General features: G+C 67.7%; 16 protein-coding genes. 7 read left to right on the top strand and 9 right to left on the bottom strand.

Annotation, left to right across the window (positions count from 1 at the left end; genetic code table 11):
• The 4 genes from N788_RS05550 to trhA all read left to right on the top strand — a co-directional run.
• On the top strand, positions 1-1295 hold a 1295-nt coding region (locus N788_RS05550), incomplete at its 5' end, for a peptide chain release factor 3 (RefSeq protein WP_034222176.1).
• 137 nt (positions 1296-1432) lie between these two features.
• Positions 1433-3706: a cytochrome D1 domain-containing protein gene (locus N788_RS13830; RefSeq protein ID WP_084695909.1), complete on the top strand. Its 2274-nt coding sequence runs from the start codon at positions 1433-1435 to the stop codon at positions 3704-3706.
• A 222-nt stretch (positions 3707-3928) separates the two neighbouring features.
• The gene (locus tag N788_RS13825) at positions 3929-6217 is read left to right on the top strand and encodes a YVTN family beta-propeller repeat protein (RefSeq protein ID WP_051924399.1); all 2289 of its coding nucleotides are present in this window, start codon (positions 3929-3931) and stop codon (positions 6215-6217) included.
• A gap of 181 nt (positions 6218-6398) precedes the next feature.
• Positions 6399-7049, top strand: a complete 651-nt coding sequence (gene trhA, locus N788_RS05535) for a PAQR family membrane homeostasis protein TrhA (RefSeq protein WP_034222155.1) — start codon at positions 6399-6401, stop codon at positions 7047-7049.
• On the opposite strand, the gene N788_RS05530 is transcribed toward trhA, so the two are convergent.
• The 3 genes from N788_RS05530 to mtgA form a co-directional block, all read right to left on the bottom strand.
• A complete protein-coding gene (locus N788_RS05530) occupies positions 7050-7478 on the bottom strand; it encodes a CBS domain-containing protein (RefSeq protein ID WP_034222152.1) in 429 nt (142 codons plus the stop codon).
• Positions 7479-7617: 139 nt separating this feature from the next.
• On the bottom strand, positions 7618-8562 hold the full coding sequence (locus N788_RS05525; RefSeq protein ID WP_084695908.1) for a glycosyltransferase family 2 protein: 945 nt from the start codon (positions 8560-8562) through the stop codon (positions 7618-7620).
• A 45-nt stretch (positions 8563-8607) separates the two neighbouring features.
• Complete coding sequence (gene mtgA / locus N788_RS05520) at positions 8608-9309, bottom strand: monofunctional biosynthetic peptidoglycan transglycosylase (protein ID WP_034222149.1); 702 nt, start codon at positions 9307-9309, stop codon at positions 8608-8610.
• 130 nt (positions 9310-9439) lie between these two features.
• Here mtgA and hslO point away from each other — a divergent pair, with 130 nt between their 5' ends.
• The 3 genes from hslO (at position 9440) to N788_RS13820 (ending at position 12974) form a co-directional block, all read left to right on the top strand.
• On the top strand, positions 9440-10333 hold the full coding sequence (hslO, locus tag N788_RS05515; protein ID WP_034222146.1) for an Hsp33 family molecular chaperone HslO: 894 nt from the start codon (positions 9440-9442) through the stop codon (positions 10331-10333).
• Between the two features lie 104 nt (positions 10334-10437).
• Positions 10438-11433, top strand: a complete 996-nt coding sequence (locus N788_RS05510) for an XOO1806 family protein (protein WP_034222144.1) — start codon at positions 10438-10440, stop codon at positions 11431-11433.
• 362 nt (positions 11434-11795) lie between these two features.
• A complete protein-coding gene (locus N788_RS13820; protein ID WP_051924398.1) occupies positions 11796-12974 on the top strand; it encodes an ATP-binding protein in 1179 nt (392 codons plus the stop codon).
• Positions 12975-12989: 15 nt separating this feature from the next.
• Here the strand turns inward: N788_RS13820 and N788_RS05500 are convergent, their stop codons facing one another.
• The 6 genes from N788_RS05500 to N788_RS05475 all read right to left on the bottom strand — a co-directional run bounded on the left by N788_RS05500 (position 12990) and on the right by N788_RS05475 (position 19869).
• Complete coding sequence (locus tag N788_RS05500; protein ID WP_034222141.1) at positions 12990-14000, bottom strand: NAD-dependent epimerase; 1011 nt, start codon at positions 13998-14000, stop codon at positions 12990-12992.
• A gap of 34 nt (positions 14001-14034) precedes the next feature.
• Positions 14035-15312 carry a nucleotide sugar dehydrogenase gene (locus N788_RS05495; protein WP_034222138.1) on the bottom strand — a complete coding sequence of 426 codons (1278 nt, stop codon included), beginning with the start codon at positions 15310-15312 and terminating at the stop codon, positions 14035-14037.
• A 95-nt stretch (positions 15313-15407) separates the two neighbouring features.
• Positions 15408-16895, bottom strand: a complete 1488-nt coding sequence (locus N788_RS05490) for a mannose-1-phosphate guanylyltransferase/mannose-6-phosphate isomerase (RefSeq protein ID WP_034222136.1) — start codon at positions 16893-16895, stop codon at positions 15408-15410.
• A gap of 46 nt (positions 16896-16941) precedes the next feature.
• Positions 16942-18051, bottom strand: a complete 1110-nt coding sequence (locus N788_RS13815; protein ID WP_051924397.1) for a GGDEF domain-containing protein — start codon at positions 18049-18051, stop codon at positions 16942-16944.
• A gap of 133 nt (positions 18052-18184) precedes the next feature.
• On the bottom strand, positions 18185-18871 hold the full coding sequence (murU, locus tag N788_RS05480) for an N-acetylmuramate alpha-1-phosphate uridylyltransferase MurU (RefSeq protein WP_034222133.1): 687 nt from the start codon (positions 18869-18871) through the stop codon (positions 18185-18187).
• A complete protein-coding gene (locus N788_RS05475; protein ID WP_034222131.1) occupies positions 18868-19869 on the bottom strand; it encodes an aminoglycoside phosphotransferase family protein in 1002 nt (333 codons plus the stop codon). The genes murU and N788_RS05475 overlap by 4 nt, the downstream gene beginning before the upstream one ends.
• Between the last annotated feature and the right edge of the window lie 167 nt (positions 19870-20036).

The raw sequence follows: 20036 nt of genomic DNA, 5'->3' as shown, positions 1-20036 counted from the left end.
TGGACAGCGCGCTGATGGTGATCGACGTCGCCAAGGGCGTCGAGGACCGCCCCATCAAGCTGATGGAAGTCTGCCGGCTGCGCGACACGCCGATCATGACCTTCATCAACAAGCTCGACCGCGAAGGCAAGGAGCCGATCGAGCTGCTCGACGAAGTGGAAAGCGTGCTCGGCATCCAGTGCGCGCCCATCACCTGGCCGATCGGCATGGGCCAGCGCCTCAGGGGCGTGGTGCACCTGGTCAGCGGCGAAGTGCACCTGTACGAACCGGGCCGCAACTTCACCCGCCAGGACAGCACGATCTTCCCCTCCATCGACGCGCCCGGCCTGGCCGAACGCATCGGGGAAAACATGCTGGCCGACCTGCGCGACGAACTCGAGCTGGTGCAAGGCGCCTCGCATCCGTTCGACCCGGAGGCCTACCTGGCGGGCAGGCAGACGCCGGTGTTCTTCGGCTCGGCGGTGAACAACTTCGGCGTGCAGCCGCTGCTGGACTTCTTCGTCAAGCACGCGCCGTCGCCGCGCCCGCGCGCCACCACCACCCGCGAAGTGAAGCCCGAGGAAGAAACCTTCTCCGGCTTCGTCTTCAAGATCCAGGCCAACATGGACCCGCAGCATCGCGACCGCGTGGCGTTCCTGCGCGTGTGTTCGGGCCGCTACGAAAGCGGCATGAAGGCCTTCCACGTGCGCAGCGGCAAGGACCAGAAGCTCGCGAACGCCCTGACCTTCATGGCGTCCGACCGCGAGATCGCCGAAACCGCCTACCCGGGCGACGTGATCGGCCTGCACAACCACGGCACCATCTCCATCGGCGACACCTTCAGCGCCGGCGAGTCCATGGGTTTCACCGGCATCCCGAACTTCGCGCCGGAACTGTTCCGCCGCGCCCGCCTGCGCGACCCGCTCAAGCTCAAGCAGCTGCAAAAGGGCCTGGCCCAGCTGTCGGAGGAAGGCGCCACCCAGTTCTTCCGGCCGCTGATGTCCAACGACCTGATCCTGGGCGCGGTGGGCATGCTGCAGTTCGACGTGGTCGCCTACCGGCTCAAGGACGAGTACAGCGTCGACGCCAGCTTCGAGCCCGTCACCGTCGCCACGGCCCGCTGGGTCAAGGGCGGCACGGCGAAGAAGATGGAAGAGTTCCGGGAGAAGAATGCCAGCAACCTGGCCGTCGACGCCGCCGGACAGCTGGTTTACTTGGCGCCTTCACGCGTGAACCTGCAGCTGACCCAGGAACGCTGGCCGGACTTCGAATTCGCCGCCACCCGCGAGCACGCCCAGGCCCTGGCCGTCGACTGAGACGCCCGCCCCCTCTCGACAAATACCTGATGAGGCCTCATCCTCGCGCCTGGCGCGCCGGGGGGAGCGCCAGACCCGGCACGCCCCGCAGAGGGCGAACAGGGCTCGTCCCCCCTTAATTTCCACAGGGGACCACCATGCGAATCACTCTGATGGCGGCGCTGCTGCTTGGCGCGAGCCAGGTAGCGGCGCAGCCCTATGCCTACCTGCCAAACTCCAACAGCAACAACGTTTCGGTCGTAGACGACGCCACGCAGGCCGTTGTCGCCACCATCCCCGTGGGCAGCCAGCCCTGGGGGGTGTCCGTATCACCCGACAGCAGCCTGGTCTATATCGGCAACCGCGGCGGCAGCGTGTCGGCCATCGACACCAGCACCAATACGGTCGTCGCCACGATCGGCGTCGTTGGCGACGCAATCGGCGTCACCTTTTCGCCGGATGGCAGCGTGGCTTACGTGGTCGACTTCAGTGGCAATGTCGTGCGGGCCATCGATACCGCGACCCACTCGGTCGTCAACAGCGTTGCGGTTGGCTCGAACCCCTATGGCCTGGTGACGACGCCGGACGGCAGCAAACTCTATGTTTCCAATTACAGCGGCAACAGCATCACCGTCATCGACACGGGCACGTTTACGGTAACCGGCTCGATCCCGGCGGGTTCTGGCCCGCTGCAGCTGGCCATGTCGCCGGACGGCACCCGCCTGGTCGTTGCCAATGGGTTCAATGAAGAACTGCTGATTGTCGATACCGCCACCGACACCGTCACCGGCACGGTCGGGTTTAGCTGGCGGGCAAGCGGCGTGGCGATATCCAATGACGGCACCATGGCCGTAGTCACCAGCGACAGCTTCACCAGCCTCGTGATCGTCGACCTGGTGACCCTGACCGTGGACTCGACCATCGCCATGGGCACGCAGACCTGGGGCGTCGACTTCACGCCCGATGGCAGCCAGTTCTACGTCTCGATGGTTAACTCCGATGCCGTGCGGATCTTCGACACCGCCACGCTGGCGGTTTCCAACACGGTAGCGGTCGGTTCGACTCCGTTCGCCCATGGCAACTTCTTCGCCACCGGCGCCGCCTCGATCGCCCAGGGCGTGCAGCTCGACGCCAATCCGGCCGCCCCGGTGGTTTACGCGCAAGAGATCATCGCTTCGCCCGGCTCGCCGGTGACCCTGCTCAACCCGGCTGGCGACCTGAACCTGTCGGCCAACCTGGGCTACAGCTTCTCGATCGGTGAAGTGCGCTACGCGCGCTTCGAGTGCGACAACGGCCTGCGCTTCGCCGCGGGTTCGGCCGCCACCTACGACGGCAGCGGCAGCGCCGGCTTGGGTGCGATCAATGGCCTGGGCGGTTCGGCCATGCACTTCTCGATCACCGCCAACGACAACAACGTCACCGCTTCGGACCGCCTCGTGATCACCGGCGACCGCCAGATCACCGGCACCAACGGCGTCAACTGCACCTACAGCCTCTACGACTTCCCGTCGCAGGCCGCCGCTGGCGGTGCCGCCGGTCGCGTCTACACGGTGTCGGGCCCGTACATCCGCTTCGCCCCCAGCTACGCGCTGGAAGTCGACGCCGAGGGCAACCCGATCGCCAACGTCGAGTCCACCGACCCGGCCTACAGCGAGTTCACCAATGCCGCGCCGACCTTCGACGTGCTGCTGGGCCGCATTGGCGCGTTCAGCTACGGCGAGGTCCAGGACGTGACCGGCGCCGTGCAGCCGCTGACCCCGGCCGGCCCGGCGATCACCCTCGCCGGCCTGATGCACGCCGACACCGCGCTCGTCTTCGCCGGTGACTTCAGCGCTGCCGCGGACGTGTTCTTCAGCCCGCTGGCCGACTGCTCGGTCAACATCCAGTCGGCCGACGACTTCAGCGACCTGGAAGCCGTGTTCACCATCGGCAGCAACGATGCCCTGGCCCACCACCTGTGCTTCGAAGCCGGCGGCGTGCCGATGCTGGCCAGCGAGTACACCGTGATGCTCGACGCCGTGTCGGCGACCCCGGCGCTGTACGCCGTGGCCGACCGCGGCCCGCTGGACCTGGGCGAAATCACCCGCAACGGCACCGAGCTGCAGGCCCCGCTGGCGCAGATCCCGGCCGGCTGGCTGAGCCGCATGGTGCTGACCAACACCGGTTCGAAGGACCGCGAGTACGAAATCGTGGTGATGGGCGAGACCGGCAACACGATCTCCACCGACAACCTGGCCGGCACCGTGAAGGCGGGTTCCACCCTGGTGGTCGAGCTCGACGACGTGCTGACCGGCTTCACCGGCCTGCCGCGGGCGACGCTGAACGTGACCGTCGCCGCCCCGAACCGCACGATCCAGGGCCTGTACCAGATCGTGAACCCGGACTCGGGCTCGATCTCCAACCACGTGATGGTGCGTCCCGGCACCAACTGAGGGCTTCGGGACTGACGTCCCTCCCGCAAAGAGCGATACGGAACGGGGCCTTCGGGCCCCGTTTTCTTTTCAGCGGCCTGCTGCAGAGAATTTTTCTCGGCTCGACAGCCGTCGTGCCAGGCCTCATCCTTGCCCCTGGCGCACCGGGGGGAGCGCTCCCGGTCGGGCGCCTGCCCTGCCCGGGCCCATATCCCCTCTCAGACTTCCAGCGGGGGATCCACCATGCGTTTTGCTTTGTTCGCGGTGTTGCTGCTTGGCGCCAGCCAGGTCGCCGCCCAGCCGTATGCCTACGTTTCAAATTCCGCGACCAGCGATGTCGATGTCATCGACAGCGTCACCCAGACCGTCGTGACCACCATCCCGGTCGGTTCCGGCGCCTGGGGCGTGGCGGCCTCGCCGGACGGGACCCGGGTCTACGTGCCCAACCCTGGCAGCAACAACGTCAGCGTCATTGATACCTCCACCAATACCGTCACCGCGACCGTCCCGGTCGGCGCATCGCCCTACGGCGCGACCGTGTCGCCCGATGGCGCCGAACTGTATGTAACCAATCTCGGCTCCGGCAACGTGTCGGTCATCGACACCAGCACCAACACCGTCGTGGCGACGGTGCCCGGCTTCGCCAACCCCTACTTCCTCGACTTCACCCCGGACGGTTCGCGGGTCCTGGTCGCCGACGTCGGGTCCAACGCGGTCTACGCGATCGACACCGGCACCCGCACCATCGTGCAAACCTACGTCACCGCCAACAATCCCTTCGTCGTCCAGGTCACGCCGGACGGCAGCAAGGCTTATGCCACCAGCGGCGGCGGCAGCCCGGCCGCTTCGATTGACCTGGGCACGGGCGTCGTGACGTCCATCGCCGGCACGGGATCCAATGGCGACGTGGCCTTCCTGCCCGACAGCTCGATTGCCTACCTGACCAACTGGAGCGTCGGCGGCGTACTGCTGGTGGACACCGGCACGGACACCGTCGTGCAGACCATTCCCACCGCCGCCAACGTCATCGGCGCTTCGATGAGGCCCGACGGCACGCAGCTTTACGTGACCAACCGCAACACCGGCGAGGTCTACATCATCGATGTCGCCACCAATACGATCGTCAATACGGTCGCCGTGGGTGGTTCGCCCTACGCGATGGGTGACATGTTCGCTGCCGGCGCCGCGGCACCGCCGATTGCCCAGGGCGTGCAGCTCGACGCCGTACCCGGCGCCCCGGTGATTTACGCCGAAGAGATCATCGCCTCGCCCGGCTCGCCGGTGACCCTGCTCAACCCGGCCGGCGACCTGAACCTGTCGGCCAACCTCGGCTACAACTTCTCGATCGGCGAAGTCCGCTACGCGCGCTTCGAGTGCGACAACGGCCTGGTCTTCAACGCCGGTTCGGCCGCCACCTACGACGGCACCGGCAGCGCCGGCCTGGGTGCGATCAATGGCCTGGGCGGTTCGGCCATGCACTTCTCGATCACCGCCAACGACAACAACGTCGTCGCCAGTGATCGCCTGGTCATCGAAGGCGACCGCCAGATCATCGGCACCGCCGACGACATCAACTGCCGCTACAGCCTGTACGACTTCCCGTCGCAGGCCGCCGCGGGTGGATCGAACGGCCGCGTGTATACGGTTTCCGGCCCCTACATCCGCTTCGCCGCCAGCTACGCGCTGGAAGTGGACAGCCAGGGCAGCCCGATCGCCGACGTCGAGTCCGGCATCCCGGCCTTCGCCGAGTTCGTGGTGGAGCCGCCGACCAACGATTCGCTGCTGGGCAACCTCGGTGGCTTCAGCTACGGCACCCGCCTGGACATGGGCCTGGGTGCGCAGCCGCTGACCCCGGCCGGCGCCCAGATTACCCTGGCCGACCTGATGCACCCGGACACCGCGCTGGTCTTCGAAGGTGACTTCAGCTCGGCCGCCGACGTCTTCTTCAGCCCACTGGCGGATTGTTCGGTCAACATCCAGTCGGCCGACGACTTCAGCCAGGTCGAAGCCGTGTTCACCATCGGCAGCGCCGATGCGCTCGACCACCAGCTGTGCTTCCTGGCCGACGGCGCCACGCCGATCGCCGCCGGCGAGTACACCGTGTCCCTGGACGCCGTGCCTGCCGCGCCGGCCGTGTTCGCGGTGACCGACCTGGGTCCGTTCGACCTGGGCGCGATCACCCGCAATGGCACCGAGCTGCAGGCGCCGCTGGCACAGGTGCCGGGTGGCTGGATCAGCCGCATCGTGCTGACCAACTCCGGCCCCGTGGGTCGCGCGTTCCGCATCGAAGTGTTCGGCGAGACCGGCAACGTGATCAGCACCAGCGGCCCGATGAGCGGTGTGATCGAAGCCGAGGCCACCCGCGTGATCGACCTCGACGGCGTGCTGACCGGCTTCACCGGCGCCCCGCGCGCCACCGTCAAGCTGACCGTGGCCGCGCCGAGCCAGCAGATCCAGGGCCTGTACCAGATCGTGAACCCGGATTCGGGCTCGATCAGCAACCACGTGATGGTGCGTCCGGGCACCAACTGAGGGCTTCGGGACTGAAGTCCCTCCCACGAAGAGCGACACGGAACGGGGCCTTCGGGCCCCGTTTTCTTTCCAGGCTTGGTCCAAAGCGCTTACTGTAGGAGCGCCTTCAGGCGCGACGTCCTTCCTGGTCCGTGGCCGGGCGAAAATTCGCGCCTGAAGGCGCTCCTACACGGAACGTGCGATGACCGAATACGAAAAAGACCACGAGTCGCACCGCGAAGAGCTGGCCAATGCGATCAGCCATGGCGCCGGCGCGCTGGCGGCGCTGGTCGGTGGCTCGGTGCTGATCACCCTGTCGGCGAGCTTCGGCAATGGCTGGCAGCTGGCGGGGGCGATCGTGTTCAGCGCCTCGCTGTTCGTGCTCTACCTGGCGTCGACGCTGTACCACCTGGTCTCGGACCTGACCTGGCGGGGCCGGCTCAAGGTTTTCGACCACTGCGCCATCTTCATCCTGATCGCTGGCACCTATACACCCTTCACCCTGGTCGGCCTGCGCGCCGACGGCGGCTGGTGGCTGTTCGCGGCCATCTGGACGCTGGCGGTGGCCGGCGTCGTGTTCAAGCTGTTTTTCACTGGCCGGTTCAAGGGGCTATCCACCGCCATCTACCTGGCGATGGGCTGGATGCTGGTGACGGCCATAGGCCCCTTCCTGCGCCAGGTCCCGCCGGTGACCATCGGCTGGCTGCTGGCCGGCGGCCTGGCCTATACGGCCGGCACCTACTTCTACATGCACAAGCGCATCCCGTTCACGCATGCGATCTGGCACGGCTTCGTGCTGCTGGGCAGCGCCTGCCACTTCGTCGCCGTCACCCAGCACGTGGTGCCGCTGTAACTAGCTGGCGATGTATTGCTGCAGCTGTTCGATCTCGAGTTGCTGGTCCTCGATGACCGCCTTGACCAAATCACCGATGGACACCATGCCCACGACCTTGCCTTCGTCGAGCACCGGGAGATGGCGGATGCGTCGCTCGGTCATCAGGGCCATGCAGGTCTGGGCGGAGTCCACAGGGGAGACGGCGACCACCGGGTGGGACATGATCTGGCCGACCGGTGTTTCCGCCGAAGAGCGGCCCTGCAGGATGACCTTGCGGGCGTAATCCCGTTCGGTGGCGATGCCGACCAATTCTTCGCCCTGCATCACCAGCACCGAACCGATGTGGTTTTCGGCCATCAGGCGGATTACCTCGAGCACCGGTGCCTCCTTGGGCACGGTGACCAGGCGCCCGGACTTGCCTGCCAGGATCTGGTTGACATTGCGCATGCATCGGCCCTCCGTGAGTCCCTGGCCCGATGATAGACCCGCCAGTCCCCCGAAGCACCACCACCCTGTAGGAGCGCCTTCAGGCGCGAATTTTTTACTTGGCCCCTGGCCAGGAAGGGCTTCGCGCCTGAAGGCGCTCCTACAGGGCGGGCGGGAGCCTGGCTTCGGCGACGAGGTAGAGCGGCCGCTGCTTCACTTCCAGGTAGAGCCGGCCCAGGTACTCGCCGATGATGCCCAGGGCCACCAGCTGCACGCCGCCCAGGAACAGCATCACCGTCATCAGCGACGGCCAGCCCTGCACCGGGTCGCCCCAGAGCACCGTGCGCGCGACGATCCACAGGCCCCAGGCGAAGGCGACCAGTGCCGTCAGCACGCCGACGTAGGTCGCCAGGCGCAGGGGCACGGTGGAGAAACTGGTGATGCCTTCCAGCGCCAGGTTCCACAGCCGCCAGTAGTTGAACTTGCTGCCGCCGGCCAGGCGCGGCGCGCGTTCATAGGGCAGCGACACCTGGCGATAACCGACCCAGGTGAACAGGCCCTTCATGAACCGCTGGCGTTCGCGCAGCTGGCGCAAGGCATCGAGCACCGGCCTGGACATCAGGCGGAAGTCGCCGGTGTCGGCGGGGATGGGCGTGGGCGAAAGGCGCGACATCACCCGGTAGAACGCCGCCGCGGTGAAGCGCTTGAGCCAGCTTTCGCCATCGCGCCGGGTCCGGGTGCCGTAGACCACGTCGTAGCCCTCGCGCCATTTCGCGACGAAGGCCGGGATCAGTTCGGGCGGATCCTGGCCATCGGCGTCGAGCACCAGCGCGGCATCGGTGTCGACGTGGTCCAGCCCAGCGGTCAGCGCCAGTTCCTTGCCGAAGTTGCGGGCCAGGCGCAGCAGCTGCACGCGCCCGTCTTCGGCGGCCAGTGCCTGCAGCACGCCCCAGGTGCCGTCGCGGCTGCCGTCGTCGACGTACAGCACGGATGCCTGGGCCTCGAGGCTATCGAGCACGTCACCCAGGCGCCGGTGCATCTCGGGCAGGGACGCCTCCTCGTTGAAGGCCGCGATGACGATGGTCAGGGACTGGCGCTGTGGCATACCCGGAAGTCTACCTGCGGGAGGGACCTCCTTGTGGGAGGGGCGCTAGTCGAGGTAGGCAGGCCCACCCAGCTGGCGCACCTGGCGCAGGATCCAGGCCGTACGCCGCTGCACGTAAGGGCCAGGCCGGACCGCGCTGTAGCTCTTCGGATTGGGCAGCACTGCCGCCAGGCGCGCGCACTCGGCCGGCGACAGGGCACTGGCGGGTTTGCCGAAGAATGCCTGGGCCGCCGCTTCGGCACCGTAGATGCCGTCGCCGAACTCGGCGATGTTCAGGTACACCTCCAGGATGCGCCGCTTGGACCAGAAACTTTCCACGAGCACGGTGTAGACGGCCTCGATGCCCTTGCGCAGGTAACCGCCGCCGCCCCACAGGTACAGGTTCTTGGCCACCTGCTGGCTGAGGGTGCTGGCGCCTCGCACGCGGCCGCCTTCGGCGTTGGTGTCGAGCGCCTTTTCGATCGCACGCAGGTCGAAGCCCGAGTGGGCCGGGAAGGTCTGGTCTTCGGCCGCCACCACGGAAATGGGCAGGCACTCGGCGATGTCCTCGAGATCGCGCCAATCCTGGCGCAGCGCGAAATCCGGCTCGCCGATGCCTTCGGCCTGCCGGATCAGCATGAACATCGAGGTCGGGGGATCCAGCCAGCGCAAGGGCGCCACCTGCAGCAGCATCAGCGCGGCGACCCAGACCGGCAGCCATAACAGCCGCCGCAGCCAGCGACGCTTGCCCTTCGTTTCTTCCGCCATGCATCCGTCCCTGTAGGAGCGCCTTCAGGCGCGAATCTCTTCCTTGCCGCGGGCAAAGTCAAAGCCAAGGCCAAAAGATTCGCGCCTGAAGGCGCTCCTACGGGTGAACCGGCGGCGTAAAATGCCGCCCATGGACAAACACCCCGACGCCGACACCCTGACCCGCTTCCTGCTCGAACGCTCCGGCGTGCGCGGCATCGTCGTGCACTTGGACGACACCTGGCGCGAAATCGCCGGCCGCCTGCACTACCCGCCGGAGGTCGCCGCACGCCTGGGCGAAACCTGCGCCGCCGCGGCGCTGTTCACCGGCCACGCCAAGATCAACGGCCGGCTGAGCGTGCAGTTGCGCGGCACCGGCGCCCTGCGCACCCTGTTCGCCGAGTGCACCGCCGAGGACACCGTGCGCGGCATTGCCCACTTCGACGAGCCGGTGCCCGAGCCGCTGACCCCGCGCGCGTTTGGCGAAGGTTCGATCCTGGCCATCACCATTGAATCCACCCCGCCGGGCAGCCGCGAACCCACGCGCTACCAGGGCCTCGTGGGCCTGGATGCCGACACCCTGGCCGAGGCATTCGAGAGCTATTTCCAGCAGTCCGAACAGCTGCCGACCCGCATCCTGCTGGCCACTGGCGAGGGCCGCGCCGCCGGCCTGATGCTGCAGCAGCTGCCGGGGGCCGCCGGCGACACCGACGCCTGGCCGCGCTGCCAGGCCTTGTTCGACACCCTGTCGGGGCGGGAACTGGCCGACACCCCGGTCGAAACCCTGCTCTGGCGGCTTTTCCACGAAGAGCAGGTCAAGCTGCTGGGCAGCCGGCCCATGGCTTTCGCCTGCAGCTGTTCGCGCGAGCGGGTGGCCGACGTGCTGCGCAGCCTGGGCCCGGACGAGGCCCGCGGCGCCATCCAGGACGGCGTGGCCGAGGTGCACTGCGACTTCTGCGGCCAGGGCTACCGCTTCGAACCTGAACAGATTGAAGCCCTGTTCAGCCCCGCGCCCACCGTCCCTGGCCCCACGCGCCTGCAGTAGGGCCGCCCTTTGCCGTTCTGTTAAAAAGTGGTAAATTCGCAGCTAACCGTCCGGGAACTTCCTGGCGGAAATCGGCTCCAAGCCGAGCCAACAAGGACGCCCCCATGTCGCCGCTGCTGCGCCCCATCGTCGGAATCCTGATCGCCCTCGCGGCGACTTCCGCGTTTGCGCAGACGCCACCGCTGTACCTGCCCCAGCAGCAGGCCAGCGAAGATGAAAACGCCAGCACCACCGCCCTGCCCATCCTCAACAATCGCAGCGGCCAGCTCGAAGGTTTCCTGCTGATCGATCGCGGCACCGGCCGCGACTCCTCGCTCGACCGCCTGCTGGGCCGCAAGGCCGCGCCCGCCGCCGGCGCCGGCGTGGTCCTGCCGATGAGCAACGGACGCCGCGTCGGCGCCAGCCTGCAGCTCGAAAGCAATCCCACCCTGGGCCTGCTGTGCGACAACAGCGCCGTCGCGCGCAGCGTCGGCCAGCTGGCGCAGCACTGCCTGGCCGCCAACCTGGCGAATTCCGGCACCGCTATTCCGTTGGCGCTTTCGCGCCCCGGCGTGCGCGCCAACGCCACGCTCGAAGGCGACCGCAGCAGGCTCACCGCCAGCATCGGCCTGAACCAGTTCGACACCCAGTCGCCGCTGCTGTTGCCGGGCGCGCGTTTCGGCGGCGCCCAGAGCGATCTCATCCTCAGCCTGGCCGGCGCCAACATCGAAGAACGCGACATCGGCCTGCTTGGCGAGATGCAGGTTGGCCAGACCGGCTGGATCAGCATTGGCGGCACCCTGGCCCGCGCCCGCATCGTCGGCGCCAACCAGCTGCCCGGCGGCGTGCGCCCCGAGTGGAATACCGGCACCGTCCGCCTGGAAGCAGGGTTTGGCGACTTCGGCGGTGAAATCGTCGGCCGCATCATCGAACTACCCGGCAGCCCGGCCACCTACAGCGACGTCGGCATCGGCGTCACCTGGCGCGCGCCCTGGCAGGCCCGCCTGAGCGTTGGTGCCGCCAGCGTCACCAGCCGGGGCCAGAACCCCTTCAGCAATGCCACGGACGACGACGACGAGTCGACCCGCGTCCCCTACATCCGCTACGAGCAAGACCTCTGAGACCATCGCGTCTCCCCGCTCCGGCAGGAGCGGCACCCGCCGCGAAGCGCTCCACTGCCAAAAGCAGCCGCCCGGATTGTGGTGGCTGACCCCCCGCTTGCAAAACGGACGCCCTGGCGTTCTGTGACCCAGTTCCTCTGCGTTCACACGCCGTCGACGTAGCATGCGCGTCATGCCGCGTGATCACCGGGGGTGCTGGTCGTGCAAAACCCGTACGACGATTCCGCCCCCACGGCCGTCCCCCGCGACCCGGTGGGTCCGCTTCCCGATGCCTGCCTGCGTTTGTTCGACGCCAACGGCCGCGGCCCGCACCTCAGCCACCCCTGCCGAGTATCACGAGCCCTGCGCGAGGCCATTGCTGCATGAACCGCGCACTAGACCCATCCACCACCGACAGCCCGCTGGACACCCTGCCCTGTGCCTTGCTGGGCTTCGACGCCGGCGGTCGCATCACCACCGTCAACGCACGCCTGCTGGCCCTGGTGGGCCGCAACCGCCGCCAGGTGCTGGGCAGCCGCCTGGACAGCCTGCTGACCCCCGGCAGCGCCATGTTCCTGCGTACCTATGTCCTGCCCCTGCTGATGGGGCACGGCCAGGCCGACGAAATCGCCCTGGATCTCCTGCACGCCGACGGCAGCGACCTGTCGGTACTGATCAGCGCGCGCCGGGAAGGCCTGGGCGCCGACGCCGTCGTGCAGTTTGCCATCCTGCCGGCGCCGCGCCGCACCGACCACGAACGCGAACTGCTGCGCAGCAAGCGCGAAGCCGAACAGGCCCGTGCGCACCTCGGACGGGTGAACGCCGAGCTGGACCGTTTCGCAGCCAGTGCCGCGCATGACCTGTCCGAACCCACCCGCAAGGTACGTGCCTTCGGCGACCGCTTGCTGCACAGCCAGCGCAGCCAGATCGACCCCGGCGACCGCGACTACCTGCTGCGCATGCTGGCCGCCGCCGACCGCATGCAGGCGATGATCGACGGCCTGCTGCTGTTGTCCCGCACCGGCCAGGACCGCACGCACGGCCCACGGCTGCCGCTGGCCGACGTGCTGGCGCAGGTGGTGGCCGACCTGGACCGCCACATCGTCGCCGCCGGGGCCGTGCTCACCGTGGGCGAACTGCCCGCGGTCGACGTCGACGCCTGCGCCATCGGCCAGGTGCTGCAAAACCTGCTGGGCAACGCCATCAAGTACCGCCGCGATGGCGTCGTGCCGGAGATCCACGTCCAGGGCGAATGGCAGCAGACGGGCGAGCGTCCCACCTGGCGCCTGAGCGTGCGCGACAACGGCACCGGCTTCGCGCCCGAACATGCCTCCCGGCTGTTCGAGCCCTTCATGCGCTTGCACGACAAGTACAAATATCCGGGCGCCGGCCTCGGCCTGGCCACCAGTCAGCGCCTGGCCCGGACCCTGGGCGGCCACCTGTGCGCCGAAGGCCAGTGCAACGAAGGCGCCACCTTCACCCTGACGGTTCCCTGCCAGGACCTGGCCGCCGCCCCCCCGGCGGATGCGACGGCAGAACCCGCCTCCCGCGGCAGCGCCTGAGCAGCGCGGCCAGGATCAATCCTGGTAGTAGTCCCGATACCAGCGGACGAACCTGGCCACGCCCTCTTCGGCGCCGACGACCGGCCGGAAGCCCGCGTTCGCCATCAGGTCGGTGACGTCGGCTTCGGTGTCGGGCACGTCACCCACCTGCAGCGGCAACATTTCCATCTGCGCCTTCCGCCCCAGGTTCTTCTCGAGCAGCCCGATGAAGTCCAACAGCTGCACCGGCTGCGCGTGCCCGATGTTGTAGATCCGGTAAGGCGCCACGCCACTGGTGGCCGGGTCGGGCTGCAGCCCGCTCCAGGCTTCGTTCCTTGCAGGAAGCGTGTCCAGCGAATGCACGACGCCGTCGACGATGTCGTCGATGTAGGTGAAGCTGCGCTTGTGGCGGCCGTGGTTGAAGACCTTGATAGGCTGCCCTTGCGATATCGCCCTGGCGAACAGGATGGGCGCCATGTCCGGACGCCCCCAGGGACCGTAGACGGTGAAAAAGCGAAGGCCCGTGCAAGCAAAGCCATAAAGATGGGCATAACTGTGCGCCATCATCTCGTTGGCTTTTTTGGTCGCCGCGTACAGGGTCAGGGGGTGCTCGGTGGAGGCATGCTCGGAATAGGGCATCCGGGTGTTGGCGCCGTACACCGAACTGGTCGAAGCGAAAACCAGGTGCTCGACGCCGTGGTGGCGGCAGCCTTCCAGGACGTGCAGGAAGCCGGTGACGTTGCTGGCGATGTAGGCATGCGGGTTCTGCGCGGCATACCGGACGCCGGCCTGGGCGGCCAGGTGCACGACGCGCTCCGGCTTGTAGCGGGCGAACGCGTCTTCGACGGCGCCCCGATCAACAAGGTCCGAGCGCAAGTGCGTGTAGGCGCCGTGGGACTGCAGCCGGGCGAGCCGGGCCGCCTTCAGCGCCGGGTCGTAATAATCGTTGTGGTTGTCCAGGCCGATCACCTGGTCCCCGCGCGAGAGCAGCGCCAGCGCGACATGCGAGCCAATGAAGCCGGCGGCTCCGGTTACCAGGATACGCATCGGTCCACCCCTGTGATTTGCCCTGCCATCGACGTCAGAGCCGGCCATCCACCGACTCGCCCGGCAGGACGGACTTCACGTCGAAAACCACGGAATGCTCCTTGCGAAGCGAGTCCAGCCAACCCTCGGGGCCCTCGAGGAACGGCGCGTGCGGAACGGCGAGCAGGATCGCATCGTAGGCCCTGCCACCCGGCACCGGTTCGACCAACGGGCTGCCCAGCGCCTGGGCCGCCTCCTGCTGGTCGACCAGGGGATCCCAGACATCCACCCGGGCATTGAGTTTGCGCAACTCTTCGGTGATCTCGACCACCCGGGTATTGCGCAGGTCCGGACAGTTCTCCTTGAACGCCAGTCCGAGCACGAGGATTCGCGCGCCAACGACGCTGATGCCCTTTTCCGCCATCAGCCTCATCAGGCGGTTGGCGACATACAGGCCCATGCGGTTGTTGATGCGCCGCGAAGTCAGCAGGAGCTCCGGGTGGTAGCCCATCACCGATGCCTTGTGCGTCAGGTAGTAGGGGTCGACGCCGATGCAGTGCCCCCCCACCAGGCCCGGACTGAAGGGCAGGAAATTCCATTTCGTGGCGGCGGCAGACAGCACCTGGGCCGTGTCCACGCCGATGACATGGAAGATCATCGCAAGCTCGTTCATCAGTGCGATGTTGACGTCCCGCTGGGTGTTCTCCACGACCTTCGCCGCTTCGGCGACGCGGATCGACGCCGCCTTGTAGGTGCCCGCCACGATCACCTTCCGGTACAGCGCATCGACGAACTCGGCCGCGGCTTCGGTGGAGCCCGACGTCACCTTGCAGATCGATTCCAGGCGGCGGTTGCGGTCCCCCGGGTTGATGCGTTCCGGGCTGTAGCCACAGCTGAAGTCTTTGTTGAAAACCAGGCCGGAAACCCGCTCAAGCTCGGGCACGCATACCTCTTCCGTGGTGCCCGGATAAACCGTGCTCTCGAAGATGACCGTATCGCCCGGCTTGAGCTGGCCACCAACGACCCGGCAGGCATCCACCAGGGGGCGCAGGTCGGGCGTCATCGCCTGGTCCACCGGGGTCGGCACCGCGACGATGTAAACGTTGCAGCCTGCGAGCTCGCTGGCGTCGGCGGTGAAGCGGATGTTCGACCGCGCCGCCAGTTCCTCGCCGGAGACCTCTCCCGTCTGGTCCCTGCCCTGCACCAGCTGCCCGACGCGAACCTCGTTGGGGTCGTAGCCGACCACGCGAAAGTAGCGCGAGAACGCCAGCGCAAGCGGGAGCCCGACATAGCCCAGCCCCAGCACACCGATCGCGACCTGATTATTTTCCATTGCCTAACCGACCTTCCTGATACCTCCGCCTGGAGGCGTTTGATGGGAACACGGCCATGGCCGACGCGCGCGGCAGGCCATGCCTGCAGCTTCGCCTAGTCCTTCTGGCGACCATAAACGTCCTCGAACCGCACGATGTCGTCTTCACCCAGGTAACTGCCCGACTGCACCTCGATCAGTTCGGTCGGCACCTTGCCGGGGTTTTCCAGTCGGTGCTTGCTGCCCAGGGGGATGTAGGTGCTCTGGTTTTCGGTGAGCAGGAAAACCTTGTCGTCGCAGGTCACCCGGGCCGAGCCCGAGACCACGATCCAGTGTTCGGCGCGATGGTGGTGCATCTGCAGGCTCAGGGCGGCACCGGGATTGACCACGATGCGCTTGACCTGGAAACGCTCGCCGCCGTCGATGCCGTCGTAGCTGCCCCAGGGGCGATACACCTTGCGGTGGATGCTGGCCTGCGGCCGGCCCTCGGCCTTGAGTCGGGCGACGATGTCCTTCACCTGCTGCACCTGGTCGCGGGCCGCGACCAGCAGGGCGTCGTCGGTATCGACCACGATCACGTCGTCCAGGCCCAGCAGGGTCACCAGCCGGCGGCCGCCCCAGGCCAGGGTGTTGCGGCAGTCCAGGGCCATGACGTCGCCGTGGTGGGCGTTGCCGTCGGGATCCTGGTCGGCGATTTCCCACAGCGCCGACCAGCTGCCGACGTCGTTCCAGCCCAGGTCGATGGGCAGCACCGCGGCCTTGTCGGTTTTTTCCATCACCGCGTAGTCGATCGAATCGCCCGGGCAGGCTTCGAAAGCCTCGCGGTCCAGGCGCAGGAAATCGACGTCGCGCTGGGCCTTTGCCAGCGACTCGCGGGCAGCGGCCAGTATCGCTGGGGCCTGCTTTTCCAGCTCGGCCAGGTAGGTCGAGGCCCGGAACAGGAACATGCCGGAGTTCCAGAAGTAATCGCCGGAGGCGACGTAGGCTTCTGCCGTCGCCTTGTCGGGTTTTTCGACGAAGGCTTCCACCGGCATGACGCCTACCTTTGTGGGAGGGACTTCAGTCCCGAAAGCCTTCGGGACTGAAGTCCCTCCCACAGAAACGGCATGACCCTCAGGCGTCGCGGCCTTGATGTAGCCGTAGCCGGTTTCCGGGCCCGTCGGCACGATGCCGAAGGTGACCAGGGCGCCCTGCGTGCCGGCATCGCAGGCCGCCTGCACGGCGACGCGGAAGCCTTCGGGATCGGCGATGACGTGGTCCGAGGGCAGCACCAGCAGCAGCGGGTCGTCGCCGCCGGCACGGGCCTGCAGGGCCGCCACGGCGATGGCCGGGGCGGTGTTGCGGCCGACCGGCTCGAGCACGATGGCACTGGGCACCGCGCCGACCCGGCGCAGCTGTTCGGCGACCATGAAACGGTGTTCTTCGTTGGCCACCACGATCGGCGGCGCCAGGCCCGCCAGGCCATCTAGGCGCTCCCAGGTGGCCTGCAGCAGCGATTTTTCGCCCACCAGCGGCTGGAACTGCTTGGGGTGGGTTTCGCGCGACAGCGGCCACAGGCGGGTGCCGGAGCCACCGGATAGCAGGACGGGGACAATGACGGTCATGGGCGTGCGGGCCGTGGAAACAGGCGCCCATGGTGCCACACCGGATTTACCGGCTGACGACGACCTGGTCGCGGCCGGCGCGTTTGGCCTCGTACAGCGCCGCGTCGGCACGGGCGAGCAGGTCGTTGAGCAGGTCGTCGTCCGCGTGGGTGGCGATGCCGATGCTCAGGGTCGAACCGAACTCGCTGGCGTGCTCCCGATACTCGCCGGCGATGCGCTGGGCGAAACGCTGCGCGGCTTCTTCGGAAGAATCGGGCAAGAGGCAGGCAAACTCCTCACCGCCCAGGCGGGCACTGAATTCACCGGGGCCGATGCGGGCGTCGATGATCTGGCCCAGGGCGCGCAGCAGGGCGTCGCCGGTCATGTGGCCGTATTGGTCGTTGGTGCGCTTGAAGTGGTCGACGTCGATGAACAGCACCGCCGGCAGCTTGCCGGCCTGCAGGGCGTCGGTCATGGCGGTACCCGCGAGGTTGAGCCAGCCCTGGCGGTTGAGCAGGCCGGTCAGCGGGTCGCTGACGGCGCGCTGCCAGAGCGTTTCGACCTGCTTGTCCAGGCGCGTGGCCAGGTTGCTGCGGGCCCGGCGCAGCACCAGTCCGGCGCCGACGCTCACCAGGTAGTACAGGCCAAACAGCCACAGCTCGCCGGGGGGCGCCGTCGACGCCAGCAGGAGGGCCAGCACCACCGCCGTGCACAGCGCCAGTCCGCCATAGGTGGCCTGCGGATTGACCAGCAGCGGCAGCCAGGACACCGGAATCAGCAGGAAAACCGCCAGCGGGGTCAGCGAAGGGCCGGTCCAGTCCAGTGCGGGCAAGGCCAGGCAGGCCAGCAACAGCGCCAGGAAGCCCATGCCCAGCGCGCGCCGGCGACGGATCGACACCACGTGGCGGTAGCGCAGGGCCATCAGCAGCAGCAGGGCCACGCCGCCGGTCTGCACCATCAGCCGGTCAGACACCGCGGTCAGGGTCAGCACGTCGAAGGCGGACACCAGCGCCGCCAGCACGGTCATGGCCAGCAGCAGCACGCTCATCGGGCCGTGCAACAGCTGGGTCTGCCGGCGGTACTGCTCGCGCCGCTCATGCGCGGGCAAACCGGCCAGGTCGCCCTCGAGGACGTGGCACAGGATCAGTCGCGCGGCGTTGGCGAGGGCTTTTGGCACCCCGGCATTAGTGGGTAATTCCCCCGCCAATTCAAGGAAACAAGTCACGGGTAAGCCCCGATGACCGGCCAGGTGCTGAACGAACCGCACCCCAATCCCGCGTTTCGTGACCCAATCGACGCTTCGCCGTGGCTCAGCCCAGGGCGGCCAGGCGCTCGGGCGTGCCCACGTCGGTCCACAGCCCGGCGTGGTGTTCGCCGGTGACCTCGCCGGCGCGCATCGCGGCCCGCAGCAGGGGCGCCAGCCGGAAACGCGGGGGCGTGAGCTCGGCGCCGGCGGCGGCACCGATGCTGCTGCGCCAGTTGCCGAACAGTGCCGGCCGGTACACGCCAATGCCGGAAAACGTGAGCCGGTGCTCGCCCGCCGCCATCATCTGGCCATTGCCAAGCAGGGCGAAGTCGCCGTCGGGGTTGTGCGGCGGATTGTCCACCAGGACCAGGTGGGCCAGGCCGCGCGGCTCACGCGGCAGCTGCCTGAAGTCGTAGTCGCACCAGATGTCGCCGTTCACCGCGATGAAAGCCCCCTCGCCCAGGTGCGGCAACGCATGCAGCATGCCGCCGCCGGTCTCAAGCGGCTCATCGCCTTCGTGGGAATAGTGCAGGCGCAGACCCCAGCGATCGCCCTGCCCCAAGGCCAGCGGAAACTGTCCGGCGAGCCAGGACGTGTTGATGACCACCTCGTCCACGCCGGCTTCGGCGAGCCTTTCCAGGTGCCATTCGATCAGCGGCTTGCCACGCACCGGCAGCAGCGGCTTGGGCGTGGTGCTGGTCAGGGGACGCATGCGTTCGCCCTTGCCCGCGGCGAAGATCAGCGCCTTCATGACAGCGGCACCGTGATGTCGCGGTCGCCGATGGCGGTCTCGAGCAGGTCGACCAGGGGCGCGGTCTCCGGATGCCGGCGTCCGACCTCGCGGGTGTATTTCCACACCAGCGGCAGGTCCTGCAGGTAACCGGCCTTGCCGTCGCGGTACCAGAGGCGGCAAAAGATGCCCAGCACCTTGATGTGCCGCTGCAGGCCCATGAGGTCGAAGGCGCGCAGGAAAGTTTGCCCGTCCGGCACCTTGAAGCCGGCGGCGGCGAGCTTGTCGCGGTACCCGCAGGCCCAGGCCTGCACCTGTTCGTCGGGCCACGCGATGTAGCAGTCGCGCAGCAGCGACACCAGGTCGTAGGTGACCGGCCCGCGCACGGCGTCCTGGAAATCGATGACCCCCGGTGAATCGCGCGCGGTGACCAGCAGGTTGCGCGAGTGGTAGTCGCGGTGCACGAACACCTGCGGCTGCGCTTGCGCGCTGGTCACCAGCGCCCGGAACGCGGACTCGACGACGTCCCACTGCTCGCACTCGGGCGTGAAGCCCAGGTGCCGCCTGAGGAACCATTCGGGCATCAGCTCCATCTCGGCGACCAGGCGCGCCTCGTCGTAGTCGGGCAGCCCGCTGGTGTCGGCGTGTTGCTGCATCGCAAGCAGCGCGTCCATGGCCTGGCCGTAGAGACGGTCGGCACTGGTGGCATTGAGCTCGGGCAGCAGGATGCGGTCGCCCAGGTCTTCCATCAGCACGAACCCGCGCTGCGGATCGGCCGCCTGGATCTCCGGTACGTGCAGGCCGGCGCGACCCAGGCGCCGGGCAACGTCCAGCCAGGGCCGGGTGTCTTCCCGGTCCGGCGGCGCATCCATCACGATCCACTCGCGCCCGGCCGACACCGTGCGCCAGTAGCTGCGGAAGCTCGCGTCGTTCGACGCCCGCCGCAACGACGCCGCGTCGTCCCCCAGCGCCTGCCGGGTCCACTGCAGCCTCAGTTCGGCACGATCGGGCAAAGTCATGGCCGCAATTATGGCCGATTGCCTGCCCCCCTGTGGGAGGGACTTCAGTCCCGAAGCTCACCCGCTTCTTGTGGGAGGGACTTCAGTCCCGAAGGGCTTTCGGGACTGAAGTCCCTCCCACAAGGGTTTGCTCTGGCCGGGGATTTCGGGACTGAAGTCCCTCCCAC

The organism is Arenimonas donghaensis DSM 18148 = HO3-R19, from assembly GCF_000743535.1.
Lineage (GTDB): Bacteria > Pseudomonadota > Gammaproteobacteria > Xanthomonadales > Xanthomonadaceae > Arenimonas > Arenimonas donghaensis.
The sequence above is the reverse complement of the archived record's forward strand: the minus strand, read 5'-3'. Positions and strand labels throughout refer to the sequence as shown.

Excerpts from the sequence above, each read along its gene's own strand:
- N788_RS05500 (WP_034222141.1), bottom strand. The coding sequence starts at position 14,000 with ATGCGTATCCTGGTAACCGGAGCCGCCGGCTTCATTGGCTCGCATGTC.
- N788_RS05475 (WP_034222131.1), bottom strand. The coding sequence starts at position 19,869 with ATGACTTTGCCCGATCGTGCCGAACTGAGGCTGCAGTGGACCCGGCAG.
- trhA (WP_034222155.1), top strand. The coding sequence starts at position 6,399 with ATGACCGAATACGAAAAAGACCACGAGTCGCACCGCGAAGAGCTGGCC.
- N788_RS05525 (WP_084695908.1), bottom strand. The coding sequence starts at position 8,562 with ATGCCACAGCGCCAGTCCCTGACCATCGTCATCGCGGCCTTCAACGAG.
- N788_RS05530 (WP_034222152.1), bottom strand. The coding sequence starts at position 7,478 with ATGCGCAATGTCAACCAGATCCTGGCAGGCAAGTCCGGGCGCCTGGTC.
- hslO (WP_034222146.1), top strand. The coding sequence starts at position 9,440 with ATGGACAAACACCCCGACGCCGACACCCTGACCCGCTTCCTGCTCGAA.
- murU (WP_034222133.1), bottom strand. The coding sequence starts at position 18,871 with ATGAAGGCGCTGATCTTCGCCGCGGGCAAGGGCGAACGCATGCGTCCC.
- N788_RS13820 (WP_051924398.1), top strand. The coding sequence starts at position 11,796 with ATGAACCGCGCACTAGACCCATCCACCACCGACAGCCCGCTGGACACC.
- mtgA (WP_034222149.1), bottom strand. The coding sequence starts at position 9,309 with ATGGCGGAAGAAACGAAGGGCAAGCGTCGCTGGCTGCGGCGGCTGTTA.
- N788_RS13825 (WP_051924399.1), top strand. The coding sequence starts at position 3,929 with ATGCGTTTTGCTTTGTTCGCGGTGTTGCTGCTTGGCGCCAGCCAGGTC.
- N788_RS13830 (WP_084695909.1), top strand. The coding sequence starts at position 1,433 with ATGCGAATCACTCTGATGGCGGCGCTGCTGCTTGGCGCGAGCCAGGTA.
- N788_RS05490 (WP_034222136.1), bottom strand. The coding sequence starts at position 16,895 with ATGACCGTCATTGTCCCCGTCCTGCTATCCGGTGGCTCCGGCACCCGC.
- N788_RS05510 (WP_034222144.1), top strand. The coding sequence starts at position 10,438 with ATGTCGCCGCTGCTGCGCCCCATCGTCGGAATCCTGATCGCCCTCGCG.
- N788_RS05495 (WP_034222138.1), bottom strand. The coding sequence starts at position 15,312 with ATGGAAAATAATCAGGTCGCGATCGGTGTGCTGGGGCTGGGCTATGTC.